Raw genomic sequence first — 20,759 nt, forward strand, 5'->3', positions numbered from 1 at the left:
GCCGACCCCACCTATGAGCGCCCTCCTGCCCCGTCTCGCCCTTGCCGCGCTGTTGCTGGCGGCCTGCGCTGTCCAGGCGGCGCCCAACGCGAGCAGCGTGAGACTGCCCGATGGCGGGGTCTATACCGGCGAAATCGTAAGCGGCCTGCTCAATGGCAGCGGACGCATCGAGTGGCCCAACGGCAACTGGCTCAAGGGCCGCTTCAAGGACGGATTGGCCGAGGGGCCCGGCGAGCAGCAATTCGCCGATGGCACCTACTACCAGGGCACCTTTCGCCGTGGCCTCTACCATGGCCAGGGCAACCTGATCAGCAGCAGCGGCTGGGAATACCACGGCAGCTTCGTCAACGGTCGCATGCAGGGTCAGGGGTCCAAGCTCGACAGCGACGGAACCCAGACCATCGGCACCTTCAACGACGGCCACCTCAACGGCGTCGGCCAGTGGCAGGAGCCGGGCGGCGATCGCTATGACGGCGAATTCGTCGACGACCAGTTCGAAGGTGCCGGCGTCTATCGCAGTGCCGGCGGCGATCTCTGGCGCGGGCGCTTCAGTGGCGGCGAACTGACCGGCAACGGCGAGTTCGTCGGCAGCGACAGCAGCCAGTACCGCGGCGCCTTTCGCAACTGGAAGTTCGACGGCCAGGGCGTGCTCACCAACAGCGACGGCAGCGTCTACCGCGGCAACTTCGCCGACGGCGTCTATGCCGGCATGGGCGTCCTGACCCGTGCCGATGGCCAGGTGGAACGCGGTCTCTGGGAGGGTGGCAAGCGCATCCGCGACGACCAGGGCCAGTACATCGCCGATCCCCTGGAACGCGCCCTGCTCGACCAGGGCAAGGTGCTCGACCAGGAATTGCAGCAGATCCCGGCGTCCACCCCCGCCACCGAACTCTATGGCCTGGTCCTGGCCGGTGACGGTGGCCAGGGCGTGTTCCAGCGCGAAGCCAACTATGTGGCCAACTTCCTGACCACCACCTGGGGCGCCCGCGACGTCGTCCACCTGATCAACGCCAAGGACATCCGCAGCGACCATCCGCTGGCCACCCGCGAGAATCTCTACCAGAGCCTGCAGGCGCTGGCCCAGCGCACCGGTCCCGAAGACCTGATCCTCATCTACCTGACCAGCCACGGCTCGGCCGACCATCAGCTGGTGCTCTCCCAGCCGGGCCTGGATCTCTCCAGCCTGCCGGCAGCGGAGCTCGGCCGCCTGCTCGCGCCCCTGCGCGGCCGCGACAAGCTGATCATCGTCTCCAGCTGCTACAGCGGCGGCTTCATCCCGCAACTGCAGGACGACCACACCCTGGTGATGACCGCTTCCAAGGCCGACCGCACCTCCTTCGGCTGCACCGACGAAGCCGACTTCACCTATTTCGGCCGCGCGCTGTTCGCCGAGGCCTTCCAGCACACCGACGATCCCGAGCAGGCCGTCCAGCGTGCCCGCGCTACCGTGTCGGTACGCGAGAAGACCGAAGGCTTCGATCCGTCCGAGCCTCAGCTCTGGGCGCCGCCCGCCGTACTGCAGAAGTGGCGCGCCTGGCGCGCGAGTCGCTGATTGCCGGCTTTGACCAGGGCTTTGACGAACAACCGGAACGTCTGAGGTCCAACCTGACATCAGCGGTCGCCGCTACAAGGAGAGCCCCGTGTACCTGACGCCTCAGCATGCCCTCATCGCCGGCGCCACTGGCCTGACCGGCGAACACCTGCTCGACCGCCTCCTCAACGAGCCGACGGTCCCCCGGGTGCTGGCGCCGACCCGCCGTCCACTGGCGGAGCACGCCCGACTGGACAATCCGGTGGGTGATCTCAACAGCCTGCTGCCGACCCTGGAAGGCCCGCTGGACGTGGCCTTCTGCTGCCTGGGCACCACCATGAAGCAGGCCGGCTCCGAAGCGGCCTTTCGCGCCGTGGATTACGGCCTGCCCCTGGCGGTCGGCCAGCGCGCCCTGGAACTGGGGGCCCGCCACTACATCGTGGTCAGCGCCATCGGCGCCGACTCCCAGTCCTCGATCTTCTACAACAAGGTCAAGGGCGAGCTGGAAGAAGCCCTGCGTGCCCAGGGCTGGACGCAGCTGACCCTGGCGCGGCCGTCGCTGCTGATCGGGCAGCGCCAGGAAGAGCGTCTCGGCGAGCGCCTGGCCGCCCCCCTGTCGCAGTGGCTGCCCGGCAAATGGCACGGCATCGAAGCCGCCGTCCTGGCCCGCGCGCTGTGGCGCCTGGCCCTGGAAGAAGGCAAGGGCGTGCGGGTGGTGGAATCGGACGAGCTGCGCAAGCTGGGCCGTTGAAGGCGTAGCTCAAGGGGCTGGGTTATAGCCCTCGCGGTCATGGGGGTCCGCCGATGCGGCCGCGCCTGCAGGTAAGGCCCGCAAGGATCGATCAGGCGCTCCTAAGACCTGTTACCGCCACTCCCCTCCAGGATAGCCCCTCTCCCTTGAGCAGAGAGGGCGCCTTACAACGAACTCACCCGTGGAAAAGGCTGCGCCGTTTTCCACGCTACATGGCTATCACGTCCCCTCAGGCCGGCTGCACCAGCACCATCTGGTCGACCTCCTGCACCAGCCAGTCGTGCAGGGCGCGCAGGCGGGGATCGGCCAGGGCGCCCTGGGCATAGAGCAGCATGTATCTCTTTTGCGCCGGCACCGAACGCCCGAAGGGCGGCACCACCAGCACGCCCCGGGCCAGTTCGTCGGTGATCAGGGCGCGGCGGGCGATGGCGACGCCCATGCCGGCGATGGCCGCCTCGATGGTCAGGTGGTTGCGATTGAAGGTGTGACCCCGCCGCACATCCAGCGCCGGCGCGCCGATGCTGGCGAGATAGAACTCCCATTCGGCGTATTCGTAGCTGCCGCGCCAGGCGGTGATGTCATGCAGCAGCGGATAGAACTCCAGGTCCTCCGGCTGCTCCAGCGCTGGCCGTCCCTCCAGCAGACTGGGGGCGCAGACCGGAAAGATCTCTTCGTCCATCAGCGGCGTCGAGGCCAGGCCCGGATAGCTGCCGTCGTTGAGGTCGATGGCCAGGTCGAATTCGCCCTCGCGCAGCGACCAGCTGCTGTCTTCGGCCACCAGCCGCAGTTGCAGGTCGGGAAAGCGCGCCTGCAGCCGCGGCAGCCGCGGGGTCAGCCATTTGCCCAGGAACGAGGGAATCGACCTGAGCCGTACCACGCCGCCGAACTGGCCGGCATTGAGGCGGCGCAATTCGGCGTCGATCAGCCCATAGGCCTGGTTCAGGGTGGTCGACAGGCGCTGGCCCTCGGCGGTCAGCTCCAGGCCTCGGGCTACCCGATGAAACAGCTTGAAGCCCAGGCGCTCCTCCAGCTGGCGCATCTGCTGGCTGATGGCGCCAGGCGTCACGTGCAGCTCTTCGGCGCAGCGCGTGAAGGAGAGATGGCGGGCGGCGCAGACGAACACCTGCAACCAGGCCTGGGTTTGGGCATTGAGGATCCGGCTCATCGATGAGTTCCGCTAAAGGATCGCTTAGAAGCTTTCGTTTGTGCGAGTTGGAGGCTTATCACCACTATGAGCCATCCGCCGGCACCTTGTCTGGCGACCATTCAAGCTCAATCAGGGATTACCGACATGGCCATCAGCGTCTTCGACCTGTTCAAAATCGGCGTGGGTCCGTCCAGCTCCCATACCGTGGGCCCGATGCGGGCCGGCGCCCTGTTCGCCCAGCGCCTGGTCGACGAAGGTCTGCTGGAGCAGGTCAAGCGGGTCGAGGTGCGCCTCTATGGCTCGCTGTCGGCCACCGGCGTCGGCCATGGCACTGACCGCGCCACCCTGATCGGCCTGATGGGCGAATGGCCGGATCGCGTCGATCCCGCCGCCGTCGAACCGCGTATCGAAGCCCTGCGCAACGAGCGCACCCTGTTGCTGGCCGGGCGCCAGGCGGTCCACTTCGACTGGCAGGAAGACATGCTGCTGCTGGAAGAGAGCCTGCCCTATCACCCCAATGCCATGACCCTGACCGCCTTTGGCGCCACCGGCGAGGTAGCCGAGGCGACCTACTACTCCATCGGCGGTGGCTTCGTGGTGGACGCCGCCCAGGCCGCCAGCGGCGTGCTGGACAACGACACCACCGAACTGCCCTATGACTTCTCCAGCGGCGCCGAGCTGCTGCACCTGTGTCGCAGCCATGGCCTGGGCGTGGCCGAGCTGATGCTGGCCAACGAAAAAAGCTGGCGCTCCGAGGAAGAGATCCGCAGCGGCCTGCTGCGCATCTGGAACGTGATGCGCGAATGCGTGCAGAACGGTCTCGCCAACGAGGGCATCCTGCCCGGCGGCCTCAAGGTGCGCCGGCGCGCCGCCCGCCTGCACCAGAGTCTGCAGGCCATCGGCAAGCCCAACGTCATAGGTTCCACCCTCTCCGCCATGGAATGGGTCAACCTCTTCGCCCTGGCGGTGAACGAGGAGAACGCCGCCGGCGGGCGCATGGTCACCGCCCCCACCAACGGCGCGGCCGGGATCATCCCGGCGGTGCTGATGTACTACATGAAATTCAATCCCGACGCCTGTGACGACGACGTGGTGCGCTTCATGCTGGCCGCTGCCGCGGTCGGCATCCTGTGCAAGAAGAACGCCTCCATCTCCGGTGCCGAGGTGGGCTGCCAGGGCGAGGTCGGCTCGGCCTGCGCCATGGCCGCGGCCGGTCTGGCCGAGGTGCTGGGCGCCAGTCCGGCGCAACTGGAAAACGCCGCCGAGATCGGCCTGGAGCACAACCTGGGACTGACCTGCGACCCGGTCGGCGGCCTGGTGCAGGTGCCCTGCATCGAGCGCAACGCCATCGCCGCGGTCAAGGCGATCAATGCCGCCCAGATGGCCCTGCGCGGCGACGGCGAGCACTTCATCTCCCTCGACCAGGTGATCCGCACCATGAAGGAAACCGGCGCGGACATGCACAGCAAGTACAAGGAAACCTCGCGCGGCGGTCTGGCCGTGACCTTCGTGGAGTGTTGAGAGGCCCTTGATCACTCCAGTGCGACGTATATACTCCTTCGTATATACGCCACAAGGAGACGTCCATGGCCGAAGCCCGCGTGTTCAAGTCCGGTAACAGCCAGGCCTTGCGCCTGCCCAAGGAATTTCGCTTCGAATCGGATCGGGTGGAAATCTTCCGCCGCGGCGACGAGATCGTCCTGCGGGAATTGCGGCCAGATGCCGCCGATATCTTCGACACCCTGGCCGCACTGTCATTGGCGACCCTGGAACGGGAAGACAGCCCACCCCAGGCGCGGGAAGAGTTCTAGTGCCTGCTCGCTACCTGCTCGACACCAACATCTGCATCTACATCGCCAAGCACAATCCGCCGCAGGTCCGTGAGCGCTTCGCCCGGCATGGTCGCGATGAACTGGCGATGTCTGCGATCACCTGGGGTGAGCTCTGTCATGGCGCGGCCAAGAGTCAGCAACCCGAGCGCACCCGGACGATCCTGGAACAGCTCCACCAGCAGATCGCCGTGCTGGAGCTGGATACGGAATGCGCCGAACACTATGGCGCCATCCGCGCCGAGCTGGAGCGCCAGGGCAAGATCATCGGCAACAACGATCTGTGGATCGCCGCCCATGCCCGCGCCAGGGCACTGATCCTAGTCAGCAACAATCTGCGGGAATTCAGCCGGGTCGCCGATCTGGCCTGCGAGAACTGGACAGCAGCCGATTGAAACGGCACGGTCGGCTCTGACCTAGACACAAGGAACGCCCATGAGCCTCGACTCCGTCCGCCAGCACCTCGCGCGCATCGCTCCCGACCTCGAGATCCTCGAAGCCACCACCAGTACCGCGACCGTTACCCTGGCCGCGGCCGCCCATGGCGTGGAGCCGGGGCGCATCGCCAAGACCCTGGGACTGAAAGTTGGGGAGCAGCTGTTGCTGCTGGTGGCTCGCGGTGATGCGCGCCTGGACAATCGCAAGCTCAAGGCCGCCTTCGGTGGCAAGGCCAAGCTGCTCGATGCCGCCACCGTGGAGGGCCTCACCGGGCATCCGGTGGGCGGCGTCTGCCCGTTCGGGCTGGCCACCCCGCTGCCGGTCTATTGCGATGAGTCGCTGAAAGCCTTCGACGAGGTGCTACCGGCCGCGGGCGCCATCCACAGTTGCGTGCGCCTCACGCCGGAGCGGCTGGCCGCCCTCAGCAAGGCGCGCTGGGTGGATGTCTGCGCCCTGGGCGATCAGCGCAGCTGATCGTTCTTTTCCACGTCGCGCCGGTCCTTGTTCAGCACCACGCAGGCGTAGTAGCCGCCGCCGAGCAGAATGAGCGCGAGCAGGCTGAAGAGAATCATGAAGATGCCATCGTCCATGGCTGCCTCCGAGGGATGCCAGAAAGGGATGGGTAAAGCTTAGGCCCCAAGGCGCTCGCGTTACAGCAGCAGGTAGACACAGGAAAAACCGGATCAGATGGCGCCGTGCTCGCTATAGTGACGGTCTCCCCTGCCCTGGCCCTGCATGAAGCGCTACGAGAGATTCGCCGACCAGCTCGCCACCCTGATGACCCGCGGCGTCCTCGCCCCCGGCGAGCGCCTGCCGTCGGTGCGCAACGCCAGCCAGACCCACGGCATCAGCCCCTCCACGGTGTTCCAGGCCTACTACCTGCTGGAGAGTCGCGGCCTGATCGAGGCCCGCGAGCGATCCGGCTATTTCGTTCGCGAACCGGCCCGGGCGCGGGACGCGGCGCCACTGCTGGCGCCCCTGGAGGGCACCGAAGTCGCGGTGAGCGATCTGGTCTATTCGGTGCTGCAGTCGCTGCAGGACCCGGACATCGTGCCCTTCGGCTCGGCCTTTCCCAGCCCCGATCTCTTTCCCCTGGCGCGCCTGGCCCGCAGCATGGCCCACGGCCTGCGCGACCTGCCCGCCCAGGATCTCACCGCCTACGTCACCCCCGGCCATCCCGAACTGCGGCGGCAGATCGCCCGGCGCTACGGCCTGGCCGGCATGCCCGAAGTCGGCGAAGAACTGGTGATCACCCACGGCGCCCTGGAGGCGCTCAACCTTGGGCTGCAGAGCCTGACCCGCCCCGGTGATCTGGTGGCGGTGGAAAGCCCGGCCTTCTACGCCAGCCTGCAGGTGCTGGAGCGGCTGCAGCTCAAGGCGGTGGAAATCCCGGTGGACCCCGAGCACGGCCTCAATCTCGATGCCCTGGAAGAAGCCCTGAGTCGCCTGCCGATCAAGGCCTGCTGGTTCATGAGTGGCCTGCAGAATCCCACCGGGGTCAGTCTCGACGACCGCGCCCAGCAGCGCCTCTATGGCCTGCTGCAACGCCATCAGGTGCCGCTGTTGGAAGACGACGTCTATGCCGAGCTCTACAGCGGCAGCGAACCGCACCGCCCGGTCAAGCGCTTCGACCGTGACGGCCTGGTGCTGCACTGCGGCTCCTTTTCCAAGTGCCTGGCGCCCGGCTATCGCATCGGCTGGATCGCCGCCGGTCGCCAGGCAGGCGCCGTCGCCCGGCTGCGACTGATGACCACCATCACCCCCTCGATGCCGGCCCAGGCCGCCCTGGCCGACTATCTGCAGCATGGCGGCTACGATCGCCACCTGCGTCGCCTGCGCCTGAGTCTCGACCGCCAGCGCCAGGCCATGCTGGCCGCGGCGCGGCGTTATTTTCCCGCCGACACCCACGTCAGCCGGCCCCAGGGCGGCTACTTCCTCTGGTTCGAAATGCCCATGCGGGTGGACAGCCTGGCGCTCTACCGCCAGGCCCTGGCCGAGGGCATCAGCCTGGCGCCGGGGCCGATCTTTTCCGCGCAACAGGGCTTTCGCCACTGCATCAGACTCAATTGCGGTCATCCCTGGGACGCCCGCAGCGAGGCGGCCATGGCCAGGCTTGGCGAGTTGCTGGCGGCGTTCTAGAGGCCGCCGCGCACGCTGCCCCGCCCACCGATGGCCGCGGGTAGCGACAACGGCAGCAGCAGGGTGTCGAGCAGGGCGCTGGCGGGCAGGTCCAGCACCGGCCAGGCCGGCGCCTCGGCGCCGAAGCGCTCCTGGGCGCAGCAGCCGCCCTGCAGGGCATAGAGATCCAGCCGGGTACCGGCATAGACCACCGGCGCCCCGGGCTTGGCGGCGTCCAGGGTGCGCGCCGTGGCGCAGCCGCCGAGGCCCGCTACCGCCAGCAGCAAGCCCAGGCGCACGGCCCTAGTCATCGTTACCGGACAGGTGATGCTCGCCCCAGCGCGGCAGCATGTCCTGGGGGATGCCCAGGGTGTTGAGGATGCGCGCCACCACGAAGTCCACCAGGTCGTCGAGGGTCTGCGGCTGGTGGTAGAAGCCCGGCGAGGCCGGCAGGATGGTCACGCCCAGGTTGGACAGCTTGAGCATGTTCTCCAGGTGGATGCTGGAGAACGGCGACTCGCGCGGCACCAGGATCAGCTGTCGCCGTTCCTTGAGGGCTACGTCGGCGGCGCGTTCGATGAGGTTGTTGCTGGCGCCGGTGGCGATCGCCGAGAGGGTGCCGGTGGAGCAGGGGCAGACCACCATGGCCGCCGGGACGCTGGAGCCGGACGCCGGCGGCGCCATCCAGTCGCTCTGGCCGAATACCCGCACCTGGCCGGGGGCCGCGCCGGTGTATTCGGTGAGAAAGGCCTGCATGGCCTGGGGCTTGGGTGGCAGCACCACGTCGGTCTCGGTGGCCATCACCAGTTGCGCGGCCTTGGAGATGAGGAAGTGCACCTCGCGCTCCTCCTGCACCAGGCAGTCCAGCAGGCGCAGGCCGTACTGGGAGCCGGAGGCGCCGGTCAGTGCCAGGGTGATGCGTTCCGGGCCGGCCATCATGCCTGCTCCAGGGCCGCGGCCAGCTTGCCGTGCAGGCCGCCGAAACCGCCGTTGCTCATGATCACCACGTGGGTGGGGCTGTCCAGCTCGGCCTGGACCCGGGCGATGATGGCGTCCAGGGAATCGCAGACCACCGCCGGTACGGCGCAGGCCTCGGCCGTTCCGGCCAGGTCCCAGCCCAGATTCGGCGGGGCGTACCAGATGACGCTGTCGGCGCCGGTGACGCTGGCCGGCAGGCCGTCACGGTGGGCGCCCAGCTTCATGGAATTGGAGCGCGGCTCGATCACGGCGATGATGCGCTCGCCGCCGACCCGGGCGCGCAGCCCCTGCAGGGTGGTGGCGATGGCGGTGGGATGGTGGGCGAAGTCGTCGTAGACGGTCACGCCCCGTACCTCGGCGACCTTTTCCATGCGCCGCTTCACGCTACGGAATTCGCTCAGGGCGGCGACGCCCATAGCGGGCACCACGCCGACATGACGAGCCGCCGCCAGGGTGGCCAGGGCATTGGCCACGTTGTGCTGGCCGGTCAGTTCCCAGTTCACCGTGCCCTGCACCGCGCCGTCGAACAGCACCTCGAAGCGCGAGCCGTCCTCGGCCAGCAGGCGGGCCTGCCATTGGCCAGCTGCGCCGGTCGTCTGCACCGGGGTCCAGCAGCCCATCTCCAGCACCCGCACCAGGGCCGTTTCGGCAGTGGGGTGGATGATCAGGCCGCTGCTGGGAATGGTCCGCACCAAATGGTGGAACTGCCGCTCGATGGCCGCCAGATCCGGGAAGATGTCCGCGTGATCGTATTCCAGGTTGTTGAGGATGGTGGTCCGCGGCCGGTAGTGGACGAACTTGGATCTCTTGTCGAAGAAGGCGCTGTCGTATTCGTCGGCTTCCACTACGAAGAAGGGCGTGCCGCCCAGGCGCGCCGAGATGCCGAAATTCTGCGGTACCCCGCCGATGAGAAAGCCCGGACTCATGCCGGCGTGCTCCAGCACCCAGGCCAGCATGCTGGTGGTGGTGGTCTTGCCGTGGGTCCCGGCGACCGCCAGCACCCAGCGCCCCTGCAGGACGTGCTCGGCCAGCCACTGGGGACCGGAGACATAGGGCAGCCCCTGGTCCAGCACGTATTCCACCGCCGGATTGCCGCGCGACAGGGCGTTGCCGATCACCACCAGGTCCGGCGCCGGATCGAGCTGGGCCGGATCGTAGCCCTGGGTCAGCTCGATGCCCTGGGCCTCCAGCTGGGTGCTCATGGGCGGATAGACGTTGGCGTCGGAGCCGGTCACGCGATGGCCGGCTTCCTTGGCCAGCACCGCGAGCGACCCCATGAAGGTGCCGCAGATACCGAGGATGTGGATGTGCATGACAGGCGGGCTCCGCTGCAGAATGAACGGCGGCAAGGTTAGCACGGGGGGCCGCGCCGCCGGAGCGATGGCCGTCGCGGATACCCGGCGCTGCGCCCGCCCCGGCCGGCAGGATTTCGACTAGAGTGCGCAAGGCATCCCTGGCTTTCCGGATGCCCGCATCGCCGTAGGTCCGTTCGCCCTGATAACAAGCACAAGAGGTCGACCATGCTGAAACACCTGCTGATCACCGCTGCAACCCTCTCCTTCGCCAGCCTTGCCCTGGCCGCCGCGCCGACCAAGGTCGCCGACACCGCCCTGGGCAAGGTGCTCGTCGACGGCAAGGGCATGACGCTCTACACCTTCGCCAAGGACAGCGCCGGCAAGTCCGCCTGCAACGGTCCCTGCGCCCAGAACTGGCCACCGCTGACAGCCGCAGCGGGCGCCGAGGCCGCCGATGGCTACAGCCTGGTGACCCGCGATGACGGCAGCCAGCAATGGGCCTACCAGGGCAAGCCGCTGTACACCTGGGTCAAGGACAGCAAGCCGGGCGATACCAGCGGCGATGGCGTCAATCAGGTCTGGCACGTGGCCAAGCCCTGATGCCCGGGCGCTGCCTGCCCAACACGGGCAGCGCCTTATCTACCCAATGGTTTAATAGTTCGCAATCATTCATTTTTAATGATAAGCGAGCAGGCTTAGCCTGAAGGTCTTCCCTTTCAGGAGCCCTGCCATGCCGCTTTTCGCCGCTGTCCCCGAGCAGGCACTCAGACCTTTCAGCCAGCTCGACCGCCCACTGGAGGTCATCCGCCAGTTCACCCCCAACTGGTTCGCCGTGACCATGGGCACCGGCGTGCTGGCCCTTGCCCTGGCCGCCTGTCCCTGGCGGTTTCCTGGATTGCCCGTCCTCGCCGAGGGCCTCTGGCTGCTCGCTGTACTGCTGTTCTGCCTGTTCTCCGGGCTCTATGCCGCGCGCTGGCTGCTGTTCTTCGACGAGGCCCGCGAAATCTTCGCCCACGCCACTGTCTCGATGTTCATCGGCACTATTCCCATGGGGCTGGCCACGCTGATCAACGGCCTGCTGCTGTTCGGCCTGCCCCGCTGGGGCGCGGCGGTGCTGCCCCTGGCGCTCGGCCTCTGGTGGCTGGATGCGGCCATGGCGCTGGCCTGCGGCGTGCTGATCCCCTATCTGATGTTTACCCGCCAGGCGCATCGCATCGACCAGATGACCGCCGTCTGGCTGCTGCCGGTGGTGGCCGCGGAGGTGGCGGCGGCCAGTGGTGGCCTGCTGGTACCGCACCTGGCGGTCAGTGAGCAATTCAGCGTGCTCGTCGCCAGCTATGTGCTCTGGGCCTATTCGGTCCCGGTCGCCCTCAGCCTGCTGGTGATCCTGCTGTTGCGCCTGGCGCTGCACAGACTGCCGCCGGCCAGCATGGCCGCGTCGAGCTGGCTGGCGCTGGGCCCGATCGCCACCGGCGCCCTGGGGCTACTGGTGCTGGGCAGCGCTGCGCCCGCGGTATTCGCCGCCCATGGCCTGGTCGGCATTGGCGAGATCGCCCGGGGCCTGGGCCTGCTGGGCGCGCTGCTGCTCTGGGGCCTGGGACTCTGGTGGCTGGCGCTGGCGGTGCTGGTGACCCAGCGCCAGGCCCGGGACGGCATGCCCTTCAACCTGGGCTGGTGGGGCTTCACCTTTCCCCTGGGCGTCTATGCCCTGACCACCCTGCGCCTGGGCGAAGCCCTGGCGGCGCCCTTCTTCACCGGCCTGGGCGCCGTGCTGGTGCTGCTGCTGGCCCTGCTGTGGATCCTGGTCGCCAGCCGCACCCTGGCCGGCGCCTACCGGGGCGGTCTGTTCGTCTCGCCCTGCATCGCCCACCTGTGCAAGTAGGGGCGCTAATTCTGCGGACGCTGCAGGCCGTGCTGGTGCAACCAGCGATAGAGGGTGTTGCGACTCACCCCCAGGCGCTTGGCGGCGCGGGTCATCTGCCAGTGGCAGTCGTCCAGCACCGCGCGCAGTTCCTCGCGGGCGCTGTCGACCGGCGCCGCGCTGGACGGCAGCGGCAGCCGGGCGCCACGGCAGTCGGCGGGTAGCTCGTCCAGGCCGATCTGGCCATCTTCGCTCAGGGCCACCAGGGTGCGCAGCACGGTACGCAACTGGCGGACGTTACCCGGCCAGGGGTGCGCCAGCAGGCAGGCACGCGCGGCCGGATCGAGGTCGATCGCCTCGCCGCGGGCCTCTTCGGCCAGCAGCTGATCGAGCAGTTCGCCACGGTCACTGCGCTCGCGCAGCGCCGGCAGCGTCGCCACCAGGCCGCGCAGGCGATAGTAGAGGTCTTCGCGAAAGCTGCCGGCGACCACCAGGGCCTCCAGATCGCGGTGACTGGCGCTCACCAGGCGCAGATCCAGGGCACGGGGCGCGCCGCCGCCGAGCGGGACCACCTGACGCTCTTCCAGCACCCTGAGCAGCCGGGTCTGCAGCGCCAGCGGCATGTCGCCGATCTCGTCGAGAAAGAGAATGCCGCCATCGGCTTGCTGCAACTTGCCGGCCATGCCTTCCTTGCGCGCCCCGGTGAAGCTGCCGCCGCGATAGCCGAACAGCTCGCTCTCGATCAGGGTTTCCGGGATCGCCGCGCAATTGAGGGCGACGAACGCCTGGCCGGCGCGACTGCTGGCGCGGTGCAGGGCGCTGGCGAAGGCTTCCTTGCCGGTGCCGGTCTCGCCATGCAGCAGCACCGGCACGTCACGCTCCAGCACCTTGAGCGCCCGGGTGAAATCCCGTGCCAGGGCCGGATCGGCCAGGCAGATGCCGCTGGGCAGGGGCGTCTTGGGCACCGCCACCGGGGTGACCGGTCGTACCTGAGGACCGCGCACCAGGCCGTGGAAACCCTGGCCCTGGCGGCCACGCAATGCCCAGCAGGCGCTGGGTTGCGGGCGGGCGCGCTCTAGCAGATCGTCCTGCCGCAACTCGAACAGGCTTTCCATCCGCTGCCCCAGCACCGCACTGCGCGCCAGCCCCAGCAGCATCAGCGCGGTCTCGTTGGCGGCGTTGATCCGCCCCTCGTCATCAAAGGCCAGCAGGCCCTCGCTGAGCAGGCCGACATAGGCCGCCTGGGCATGGAAGCGCAACAGATAGCCGTCGGCGTAGCGGTCGAGGAAATAGCAGCTCTCGATCAGCTTGGCCGAGAGATTGACCAGCGCCATGGTATGGAACTGGCCCTGGCGCGAGGCTTCCTGGCGGGCGCTGGAGACGTCCAGCACCGCCAGCAGCTCGCCGGCCGGATCGAAGACCGGACTGGCCGAGCAGGTCAGCTGGGTATGGCGACTGCGAAAGTGTTCGTCGCGGTGGATGGTCAGCGGCTGGCGCTCCACCACGCAGGTGCCGATGCCGTTGGTGCCCTCGCAGGCCTCGCTCCAGTCGGCGCCCAGCCACAGGCCGGCCTGCTGGAAGGTCGCGCGCTCGGCGTCGGCGGTGACGCAATCGAGGATCAGCCCGCGGGCATCGGTGAGCAGCACGGCATGGCCGGCGCCGCCCAGTTGCTGGTGCAGGGCATTCATCTGCCCACGGGCGATCTGCAAGACCCGCTGCTGGCGCTGGCGGTGCTCGTCGAAGCGGGCGCGCTCCAGCACCCAGGGTGCCACCGGCGCGGCCGGGTCCAGCTGGTGTTCGTCGAGACAGCGCCGCCAGGAGCGGGCGATGGCCGGATCGCTGGCCGGGCCGTCGAGGACGGCGCCGCGGGCGAGTTCGAGCACCTGGCTGGCATGACGATCGGACGGGGTGGCGGCCATTGTTGTTGTCCTCCGCGGGGCGTCTGCGCGGCCCCCAGCATAAGCCAAATCGGGCGGACTGGGCACTCTGTCACCCCCAGGTGACAAGCTGTCACGCCAAGGGGTGACAGCTCTGTCACAGTGGCAGGGGGCGGCTTTCCCCGGAAAAGACCGCAAGGCCGCAACCATGCGGGTTCGCCCGACTTGGCCCGCGCCTTGCTCAGGATCGGAGCGCCGCTCTTCCTACAAGAACAAACAGGAGACCCACCATGCGCTACGCAGCTCCCGGCACCCAAGACGCCCTGCTGACCCTGCAGGCCCGCTACGGCAACTACATCGGCGGCGAATTCGTCGCCCCGGTGAAAGGCCAGTACTTCACCAACACCTCCCCGGTGAACGGCTCGGTGATCGGTGAATTCCCCCGCTCCGACGCCGCAGACATCGAACGCGCCCTGGACGCCGCCCATGCCGCCGCCGACGCCTGGGGCCGCACCTCGGTGCAGGACCGCTCGCTGATCCTGCTCAAGATCGCCGACCGCATCGAACAGAATCTGGAAAAACTGGCCGTCGCCGAGACCTGGGACAACGGCAAGGCAGTGCGCGAGACGCTCAACGCCGACGTGCCCCTGGCCGCCGATCACTTCCGCTACTTCGCCGGCTGCATCCGCGCCCAGGAAGGCAGCGCCGCCGAGATCAACGACAACACCGCCAGCTACCATTTCCACGAGCCGCTGGGCGTGGTCGGCCAGATCATCCCCTGGAACTTCCCGCTGCTGATGGCCGCCTGGAAGCTGGCCCCGGCGCTGGCCGCCGGCAACTGCGTGGTGCTCAAGCCCGCCGAGCAGACGCCGCTGTCCATCACCCTGTTCGTCGAGATGGTAGGCGACCTGCTGCCGCCCGGCGTGCTCAACGTGGTGCAGGGCTATGGCAAGGAGGCCGGCGAGGCCCTGGCCACCAGCACCCGCATCGCCAAGATCGCCTTCACCGGCTCCACCCCGGTGGGTTCGCACATCCTCTCCTGCGCGGCCAAGAACATCATTCCCAGCACGGTGGAACTGGGCGGCAAGTCGCCCAACATCTACTTCGAAGACATCATGCAGGCCGAGCCGAGCTTCATCGAGAAGGCCGCCGAGGGTCTGGTACTGGGCTTCTTCAACCAGGGCGAGGTCTGTACCTGCCCCTCGCGCGCCTTGGTGCAGGAATCCATCTACGCCCCCTTCATGGAAGCGGTGATGAAGAAGATCGCCCAGATCAAGCGCGGCGATCCGCTGGACACCGAGACCATGGTCGGTGCCCAGGCCTCCCAGCAGCAATTCGAGAAGATCGTCTCCTACCTGGAGATCGCCCGCGAGGAAGGCGCCGAATTCCTCACCGGCGGCAATGTCGAGAAACTGCAGGGTGATCTGGCCAGCGGCTATTACATCCAGCCGACCCTGCTCAAGGGCCACAACAAGATGCGCGTCTTCCAGGAGGAGATCTTCGGCCCGGTGATCGGCATCACCACCTTCAAGGACGAAGCCGAGGCCCTGGCCATCGCCAACGACACCGAGTTCGGCCTCGGCGCCGGCGTCTGGACCCGCGACATCAACCGCGCCTACCGCATGGGCCGCGGCATCAAGGCCGGCCGCGTCTGGACCAACTGCTACCACCTCTATCCCGCCCACGCTGCCTTCGGCGGCTACAAGAAATCCGGCGTCGGCCGTGAAACCCACAAGATGATGCTCGACCACTACCAGCAGACCAAGAATCTGCTGGTCAGCTACGACATCAATCCGCTGGGCTTCTTCTAGAGGCGACCTGTAGACCCCGGGGTGCGGCCGCCACTGGCGGTGCCCCAGGGTCAAGGTCGCTCCGCGAAGACGACGCCTGGATCGCGCGCCTCAGCAGGACGTCGGGGCGCGCCTCCCGCCTGACCTGGATCAACACCCCCTCCCCGTGGGTGGCCGACGCTAGACGCAGCGGCCGCCCGTGGTGGACAGGTGCGTCCCGGCACAGGCCCCGTCTGGCTTCATCCACGCATCATGCCTCCATGAGGGACTCGTCATGCCTAAAACAATGAAAGCCGCTGTCGTCACCGCCTTTGGCAAACCCCTGGAATTCCGCGAAGTCGAGGTGCCCACCCCGGGTGCCGGCCAGGTACTGGTCAAGATCGCCGCCAGCGGCGTCTGCCACACCGATCTGCATGCTGCCCAGGGCGATTGGCCGGTCAAGCCCAATCCGCCCTTCATCCCCGGTCACGAAGGCGTCGGCCATGTGGTGGCGGTGGGCGCCGGGGTCACCCATGTCAAGGAGGGCGACCGGGTCGGGGTGCCCTGGCTGTATTCCACTTGCGGTCATTGCGAGCATTGCCTGGGCGGCTGGGAGACCCTCTGCGAATCCCAGCAGAACACCGGCTACTCGGTGAACGGCGGCTTCGCCGAATACACCCTGGCCGATGCCGGCTACGTCGGCCGCCTGCCGGACAACGTCGGCTTCGTCGAGATCGCGCCGATCCTCTGCGCCGGGGTCACCGTCTACAAGGGCCTGAAGATGACCGACACCCGCCCGGGCAACTGGGTGGTGATCTCCGGCATCGGCGGCCTCGGCCACATGGCGGTGCAGTACGCCCGGGCCATGGGCCTGAACGTGGCGGCGGTGGACGTGGACGAGCGGAAGCTCGACCTCGCCCGCCGCCTGGGCGCCGAGGTCACCGTCAACGCCCGCGAGCAGGACCCGGCGGCCTACCTGAAGAAGGAGATCGGCGGCGCCCACGGCGCCCTGGTCACGGCGGTGTCGCCCAAGGCCTTCGAGCAGGCCATCGGCATGACCCGCCGCGGCGGCACCATCGCCCTCAACGGCCTGCCGCCGGGTGACTTCCCGCTGTCGATCTTCGACATGGTGCTCAACGGCACCACAGTGCGTGGCTCCATCGTCGGCACCCGCCTGGACCTGCAGGAGGCGCTGGACTTCGCCGGCGAAGGCAAGGTCAAGGCCACGGTGAGCGCCGAGCCGCTGGAGAACATCAACGACATCTTCGCCCGTATGCACGGTGGCGGTATCGAGGGTCGGGTGGTGATCGACATGGCGCTGGGCTGAGAACCAGCGCGCCACTCCCGCGTCGGCCCCGGCGCGGGAGTGAACCTTTCCCCTACCCTGACCTCTGAGCGGCTGGCGTTTTTTCCCGGCGCCGATCTCGACCAGGCCACAAACGCTGGCCCCGGCTGCCCTTATAATCGCCGCCGGACCCTCGCAACTACGGTAGGCACGCCCCATGGAATTCAACCCGATCGATCTGATCCTGCACCTCGACGTCTATCTCAGCGGGTTGGTAGCCCAGTACGGTACCTGGATCTACGTCATTCTCTTCGCCGTGATCTTCTGCGAGACGGGTCTGGTGGTCATGCCCTTCCTGCCCGGCGACTCCCTGCTGTTCATCGCCGGCGCCCTCTCCGCCCTCGGCGACATGGACCCCTATCTGCTCGCCGGCCTGCTGATGTTCGCCGCGGTGGCGGGCGACAGCACCAACTACCTGATCGGCCGCTTCGCCGGCGACAAGCTGTTCAGCAACCCCCATTCCAAGATCTTCCGCCGCGACTACCTGCTGCGCACCCAGGCCTTCTACGAGCACCACGGCGGCAAGACCATCACCCTGGCGCGCTTCCTGCCCATCATCCGTACCTTCGCCCCCTTCGTCGCCGGCGTCGGCCGCATGCACTATCCCTACTTCCTCGCCTACAGCGTGCTCGGCTCGCTGCTCTGGGTCGGCGGCCTGGTGAGCCTGGGCTACTTCTTCGGCAACGTGCCCTTCATCAAGCAGAATCTCACCCTGATGGTGCTGGCCATCATCAGTATCTCCCTGCTGCCGATGATCCTCGGCCTGATCAAGAGCCGGCGCGCCGCGGTCCAGAGCGGAGTCTGAGTCCTTGGGTTTCTGGCGCGCCTGGCGCGAACGGCGCCTGCTGGAGCGGGTCGCCATCGCCGACGAGCTCTGGGCGCGCCTGCGTCAGCGCCTGCCGATCCTCGATGGCCTGAGTGCCGCGGAGGACACCTGGCTACGCGAGCACTGCGTGCTGTTTCTTGCCGAGAAGCGCCTCACCCTGCTCCAGGGCCTGGAACTGGACGACGGCGAGCGCCTGCTGCTGGCCGCCCAGGCCCTGCTGCCGCTGCTGCACCTGCCGGAAGCGGCGCTCTATCCCAATGTCCGCGAGATCGTCGTCTACCCGGACGCCTTCGTCAGCCCCCAGCGCCATCGCGACGAGGGCGGTCTGGAGCACGAATGGGACGAGGAACGCGACGGCGAAGCCTGGGATCGCGGCCAGGTGGTGCTGGCCTGGCCCGGCATCCAGGCCAGTGGTGGCTGGGAAGCCTACAACCTGGTCATCCACGAATTCGCCCACCTCCTCGACCTGCTCGCCGGCGGTCTGTGCAACGGCCAGCCGCCGCTGCACGAAGGCATGCCCCAGGCGGCCTGGACCAGCGCCCTGCAAGGCGCCTATGACGACCTCAATCGCCAGCTCGACGCCGATCCGGACGCCGAGACTTCGCTCGACCCCTATGCGGCGGAAAGCCCCGAGGAATTCTTCGCCGTCGCCTGCGAGTATTTCTTCAGTGCGCCCGACCTGCTCGGCGATCACTATCCGGCCGTCTACGGACAGCTGCAGCAGCTGTTCCGCCAGGATCCGCGCCAGCGTCTTGCCGCGAGCCTGGCGAGCGTGCAACAGCCGACACCCCCGGGGTCCGAGGCTCGAACCCCGATCTGAAAGCGCCTATACTCCCGGCCACTTTTCCCAACCGACCAGAGGGACCCGTTCATGAGCTACAGCAAGATTCCCGCCGGCAAAGACCTGCCGAACGACATCTACGTCGCCATCGAGATTCCGGCCAACCACGCGCCGATCAAGTACGAGATCGACAAGGACAGCGACGCCCTCTTCGTCGACCGTTTCATGGCCACCCCCATGTTCTACCCGGCCAACTACGGCTACATCCCCAACACCCTGGCCGACGATGGCGATCCCCTGGACGTGCTGGTCGTGACCCCCTACCCGGTCGCTCCCGGCGCCGTGATCCGCGCCCGTCCGGTCGGCGTGCTGCACATGACCGACGAAGCCGGCGGTGACGCCAAGCTGATCGCCGTCCCCCACGACAAGCTGAGCGTCCTGTACAAGGACGTGAAGGAATACACCGACCTGCCGGCCCTGCTGCTGGAGCAGATCAAGCACTTCTTCGAGAACTACAAGGATCTGGAGAAGGGCAAGTGGGTCAAGGTCGAAGGCTGGGGCGACGCCGACGCCGCCCGCGCCGAGATCACCAAGGCCGTGGCCGCCTACAAGGGCTGATCCACGCTCCTTTCGAAAAGCCCGGCTCGCCGGGCTTTTCTGTTTCCGGAGGTCACACAAGGCACCCCGGGCTTCCTATCCGGCGGCAAAGCGACTACCCTGCACCCCTCGTCGCCATCCGCGACCCTGCGCCGATCCGGCATCTGCCGATCGCCGCCGGAGGCCCCAGGCCTCTTTCTCATCTGCCCGGCAAGGGCAACCCGGGCGGCCGGGCTCACCAAAAATCAGCTCAACCCGCCCTCGAAAGCCGGCCACAAGCCGGCTTTTTTGCGTCTGTGGTTCGAGTAGCTCATAACCAGCCGCAGCGGAGCGACGACCGGTACGGAGGCAAGCCGCCCAGGCAGAGCCTTTCGCCCAGGTCGGCGCCCTTAGTCAGGCCGCCAGGCAAACTCGCGAGAAACTCAGGGCCGTTCCTCAGGGTCGACCGGAGACGAGTTCGTCCCGAGTCGCCATCATGTCCCGCCGTCTGCGTCTGCCTCTTTACCTCCTCATCGGCCTGGTCGTCCTGCTGCTGTGCCTGCATCTGGCCGCGCCGCTGCTGATCCGCCACTACCTCAACGAGAAGCTGGCGGACATGGGTGACTATCGCGGCCAGATCACCGACGTGGACCTGGCCTGGTGGCGCGGCGCCTATCGCATCGACGGACTGGAGATCGTCAAGGTCAACGGCAAGGTGCCGGTGCCCTTTTTCAAGGCGCCCAGCATCGACATTGCGGTGAGCTGGCGTTCGCTGTGGCGGGACCATGCCATCGTCGGGCGCCTTGTCTTTGATCGACCCGAACTCAACTTCGTCGACGGCGGCGCGCGCAAGGAACAGTCGCAGACCGGTGAGGGCACCGACTGGCAGGACCAGGTCGACAAGCTGATCTCCATCACCCTGGACGAGGTGCGGGTGGTCAATGGGCGGGTGACCTTTCGCAACTTCAATTCCAAGCCCCAGGTGAATCTGGCGGCCACCGACGTCAACGCCAGCCTCTACAACCTGACCAACGCCGCCGACGCCCAGGGCGGACGCATCGCCCACTTCGAAGGCAAGGCCGCCGTGCTCGGCAGCGCGCCCCTGGAAGCCAGCGCCCGTTTCGATCCCTTCAAGGACTTCACCGACTTCGACTTCCGCCTGCGGGTGACCGACATCGACCTGCCCAAGCTCAACGACTTCGCCCGTGCCTACGGCAAGTTCGATTTCCGCGCCGGCAGCGGCGACGTGGTGGTGGAAGCCAGGGCGGTGGATGGCCAGCTCAGCGGCTACGTCAAACCCCTGATGAAGAACGTCGACATCTTCGACTGGCAGCAGGACGTCGAGAATCGCAACAAGAACGCCCTGGAAAGCGCCTGGGAAGCCGTGGTCGGCACCGCCCAGACCCTGCTCAAGAATCAGCGCCGCGATCAGTTCGCCACCCGGGTCGACCTGTCCGGCAGCGTGAAGAACCAGGACATCAGCCCGCTGCAGGCTTTCTTTAATATCCTGCGCAATGCCTTCGTACGGGCCTTCAGCGCCCGCTATGACGCGGATTGAAGCTCTCGTAGGTTGGCGCTGAGCACAGCGAAGCCCAACAGCTTAATTTTGGCGTTTGGCCACCCTCACCCCAGCCCTC

At 67.5% G+C, this 20,759-nt stretch carries 21 protein-coding genes; 15 read left to right on the forward strand and 6 right to left on the reverse strand.

Annotation, left to right across the window (positions count from 1 at the left end):
- Window positions 1–13 precede the first annotated feature (13 nt).
- Window positions 14–1,552 (forward strand): C13 family peptidase, encoded by a 1,539-nt coding sequence (locus tag GSQ95_RS14135; protein WP_158896358.1) that lies wholly within the window; start codon window positions 14–16, stop codon window positions 1,550–1,552.
- A gap of 88 nt (window positions 1,553–1,640) precedes the next feature.
- Window positions 1,641–2,282, forward strand: coding sequence for an oxidoreductase (locus GSQ95_RS14140; protein WP_007161182.1), 642 nt, complete (start codon window positions 1,641–1,643; stop codon window positions 2,280–2,282).
- A 229-nt stretch (window positions 2,283–2,511) separates the two neighbouring features.
- Here the strand turns inward: GSQ95_RS14140 and GSQ95_RS14145 are convergent, their stop codons facing one another.
- Window positions 2,512–3,447, reverse strand: a complete 936-nt coding sequence (locus GSQ95_RS14145; protein ID WP_158896360.1) for a LysR substrate-binding domain-containing protein — start codon at window positions 3,445–3,447, stop codon at window positions 2,512–2,514.
- A 126-nt stretch (window positions 3,448–3,573) separates the two neighbouring features.
- Here GSQ95_RS14145 and GSQ95_RS14150 point away from each other — a divergent pair, with 126 nt between their 5' ends.
- The 4 genes from GSQ95_RS14150 to GSQ95_RS14165 all read left to right on the forward strand — a co-directional run bounded on the left by GSQ95_RS14150 (window position 3,574) and on the right by GSQ95_RS14165 (window position 6,170).
- Complete coding sequence (locus GSQ95_RS14150; protein ID WP_158896362.1) at window positions 3,574–4,950, forward strand: L-serine ammonia-lyase; 1,377 nt, start codon at window positions 3,574–3,576, stop codon at window positions 4,948–4,950.
- Between the two features lie 65 nt (window positions 4,951–5,015).
- The gene (locus GSQ95_RS14155; protein ID WP_133862345.1) at window positions 5,016–5,240 is read left to right on the forward strand and encodes an antitoxin; all 225 of its coding nucleotides are present in this window, start codon (window positions 5,016–5,018) and stop codon (window positions 5,238–5,240) included.
- Window positions 5,240–5,653 (forward strand): type II toxin-antitoxin system VapC family toxin, encoded by a 414-nt coding sequence (locus tag GSQ95_RS14160; RefSeq protein ID WP_158896364.1) that lies wholly within the window; start codon window positions 5,240–5,242, stop codon window positions 5,651–5,653. Before GSQ95_RS14155 ends, GSQ95_RS14160 begins: the two co-directional genes overlap by 1 nt.
- A 40-nt stretch (window positions 5,654–5,693) precedes the next feature.
- Window positions 5,694–6,170, forward strand: a complete 477-nt coding sequence (locus GSQ95_RS14165; protein WP_158896366.1) for a YbaK/EbsC family protein — start codon at window positions 5,694–5,696, stop codon at window positions 6,168–6,170.
- Here GSQ95_RS14165 and GSQ95_RS26520 read toward each other — a convergent pair.
- Window positions 6,158–6,286 carry a hypothetical protein gene (locus GSQ95_RS26520; protein ID WP_007161186.1) on the reverse strand — a complete coding sequence of 43 codons (129 nt, stop codon included), beginning with the start codon at window positions 6,284–6,286 and terminating at the stop codon, window positions 6,158–6,160. The two genes, GSQ95_RS14165 and GSQ95_RS26520, sit on opposite strands and share 13 nt — an antisense overlap.
- Window positions 6,287–6,431: 145 nt before the next feature.
- Here GSQ95_RS26520 and GSQ95_RS14170 point away from each other — a divergent pair, with 145 nt between their 5' ends.
- Window positions 6,432–7,835, forward strand: a complete 1,404-nt coding sequence (locus GSQ95_RS14170) for a PLP-dependent aminotransferase family protein (RefSeq protein WP_158896368.1) — start codon at window positions 6,432–6,434, stop codon at window positions 7,833–7,835.
- Here the strand turns inward: GSQ95_RS14170 and GSQ95_RS14175 are convergent.
- Genes GSQ95_RS14175 through mpl form a run of 3 tightly spaced genes read right to left on the reverse strand, consistent with a single transcriptional unit; the run spans window position 7,832 to window position 10,105 of the window.
- Entirely contained in the window at window positions 7,832–8,125 is a 294-nt protein-coding gene (locus tag GSQ95_RS14175) for a YceK/YidQ family lipoprotein (RefSeq protein WP_158896370.1), read from the reverse strand. The two genes, GSQ95_RS14170 and GSQ95_RS14175, sit on opposite strands and share 4 nt — an antisense overlap.
- Window positions 8,118–8,750, reverse strand: coding sequence for a flavin prenyltransferase UbiX (ubiX, locus tag GSQ95_RS14180; RefSeq protein ID WP_158896388.1), 633 nt, complete (start codon window positions 8,748–8,750; stop codon window positions 8,118–8,120). Before ubiX ends, GSQ95_RS14175 begins: the two co-directional genes overlap by 8 nt.
- Window positions 8,750–10,105 carry a UDP-N-acetylmuramate:L-alanyl-gamma-D-glutamyl-meso-diaminopimelate ligase gene (mpl, locus tag GSQ95_RS14185; RefSeq protein ID WP_158896372.1) on the reverse strand — a complete coding sequence of 452 codons (1,356 nt, stop codon included), beginning with the start codon at window positions 10,103–10,105 and terminating at the stop codon, window positions 8,750–8,752. Before mpl ends, ubiX begins: the two co-directional genes overlap by 1 nt.
- 207 nt (window positions 10,106–10,312) lie before the next feature.
- On the opposite strand from mpl, the gene GSQ95_RS14190 reads away from it, so the two are divergent.
- Together GSQ95_RS14190 and GSQ95_RS14195 are read left to right on the forward strand one after the other, a co-directional pair.
- On the forward strand, window positions 10,313–10,687 hold the full coding sequence (locus GSQ95_RS14190; protein WP_158896374.1) for a hypothetical protein: 375 nt from the start codon (window positions 10,313–10,315) through the stop codon (window positions 10,685–10,687).
- Between the two features lie 130 nt (window positions 10,688–10,817).
- Window positions 10,818–11,969 carry a C4-dicarboxylate ABC transporter gene (locus GSQ95_RS14195; RefSeq protein ID WP_158896376.1) on the forward strand — a complete coding sequence of 384 codons (1,152 nt, stop codon included), beginning with the start codon at window positions 10,818–10,820 and terminating at the stop codon, window positions 11,967–11,969.
- 5 nt (window positions 11,970–11,974) lie between these two features.
- Here GSQ95_RS14195 and GSQ95_RS14200 read toward each other — a convergent pair whose 3' ends face one another.
- A complete protein-coding gene (locus GSQ95_RS14200; protein ID WP_158896378.1) occupies window positions 11,975–13,867 on the reverse strand; it encodes a sigma-54-dependent Fis family transcriptional regulator in 1,893 nt (630 codons plus the stop codon).
- A 248-nt stretch (window positions 13,868–14,115) separates the two neighbouring features.
- On the opposite strand from GSQ95_RS14200, the gene GSQ95_RS14205 reads away from it, so the two are divergent.
- The 6 genes from GSQ95_RS14205 to GSQ95_RS14230 all read left to right on the forward strand — a co-directional run bounded on the left by GSQ95_RS14205 (window position 14,116) and on the right by GSQ95_RS14230 (window position 20,680).
- The gene (locus tag GSQ95_RS14205) at window positions 14,116–15,636 is read left to right on the forward strand and encodes an aldehyde dehydrogenase family protein (protein ID WP_158896379.1); all 1,521 of its coding nucleotides are present in this window, start codon (window positions 14,116–14,118) and stop codon (window positions 15,634–15,636) included.
- A 253-nt stretch (window positions 15,637–15,889) separates the two neighbouring features.
- Window positions 15,890–16,921, forward strand: coding sequence for an alcohol dehydrogenase AdhP (adhP, locus tag GSQ95_RS14210; RefSeq protein WP_158896381.1), 1,032 nt, complete (start codon window positions 15,890–15,892; stop codon window positions 16,919–16,921).
- Window positions 16,922–17,096: 175 nt separating this feature from the next.
- Complete coding sequence (locus tag GSQ95_RS14215; protein WP_158896383.1) at window positions 17,097–17,744, forward strand: DedA family protein; 648 nt, start codon at window positions 17,097–17,099, stop codon at window positions 17,742–17,744.
- A 4-nt stretch (window positions 17,745–17,748) separates the two neighbouring features.
- Window positions 17,749–18,585: a zinc-dependent peptidase gene (locus tag GSQ95_RS14220; RefSeq protein WP_158896385.1), complete on the forward strand. Its 837-nt coding sequence runs from the start codon at window positions 17,749–17,751 to the stop codon at window positions 18,583–18,585.
- 51 nt (window positions 18,586–18,636) lie between these two features.
- A complete protein-coding gene (gene ppa, locus GSQ95_RS14225; protein ID WP_007161198.1) occupies window positions 18,637–19,164 on the forward strand; it encodes an inorganic diphosphatase in 528 nt (175 codons plus the stop codon).
- A 454-nt stretch (window positions 19,165–19,618) separates the two neighbouring features.
- Complete coding sequence (locus GSQ95_RS14230; protein WP_158896387.1) at window positions 19,619–20,680, forward strand: DUF748 domain-containing protein; 1,062 nt, start codon at window positions 19,619–19,621, stop codon at window positions 20,678–20,680.
- The last annotated feature ends 79 nt before the right edge of the window (window positions 20,681–20,759 follow it).

Source organism: Pseudomonas sp. BAV 4579 (assembly GCF_009765395.1).
Classification (GTDB): Bacteria; Pseudomonadota; Gammaproteobacteria; order Pseudomonadales; family Pseudomonadaceae; genus Chryseomonas; species Chryseomonas aestiva.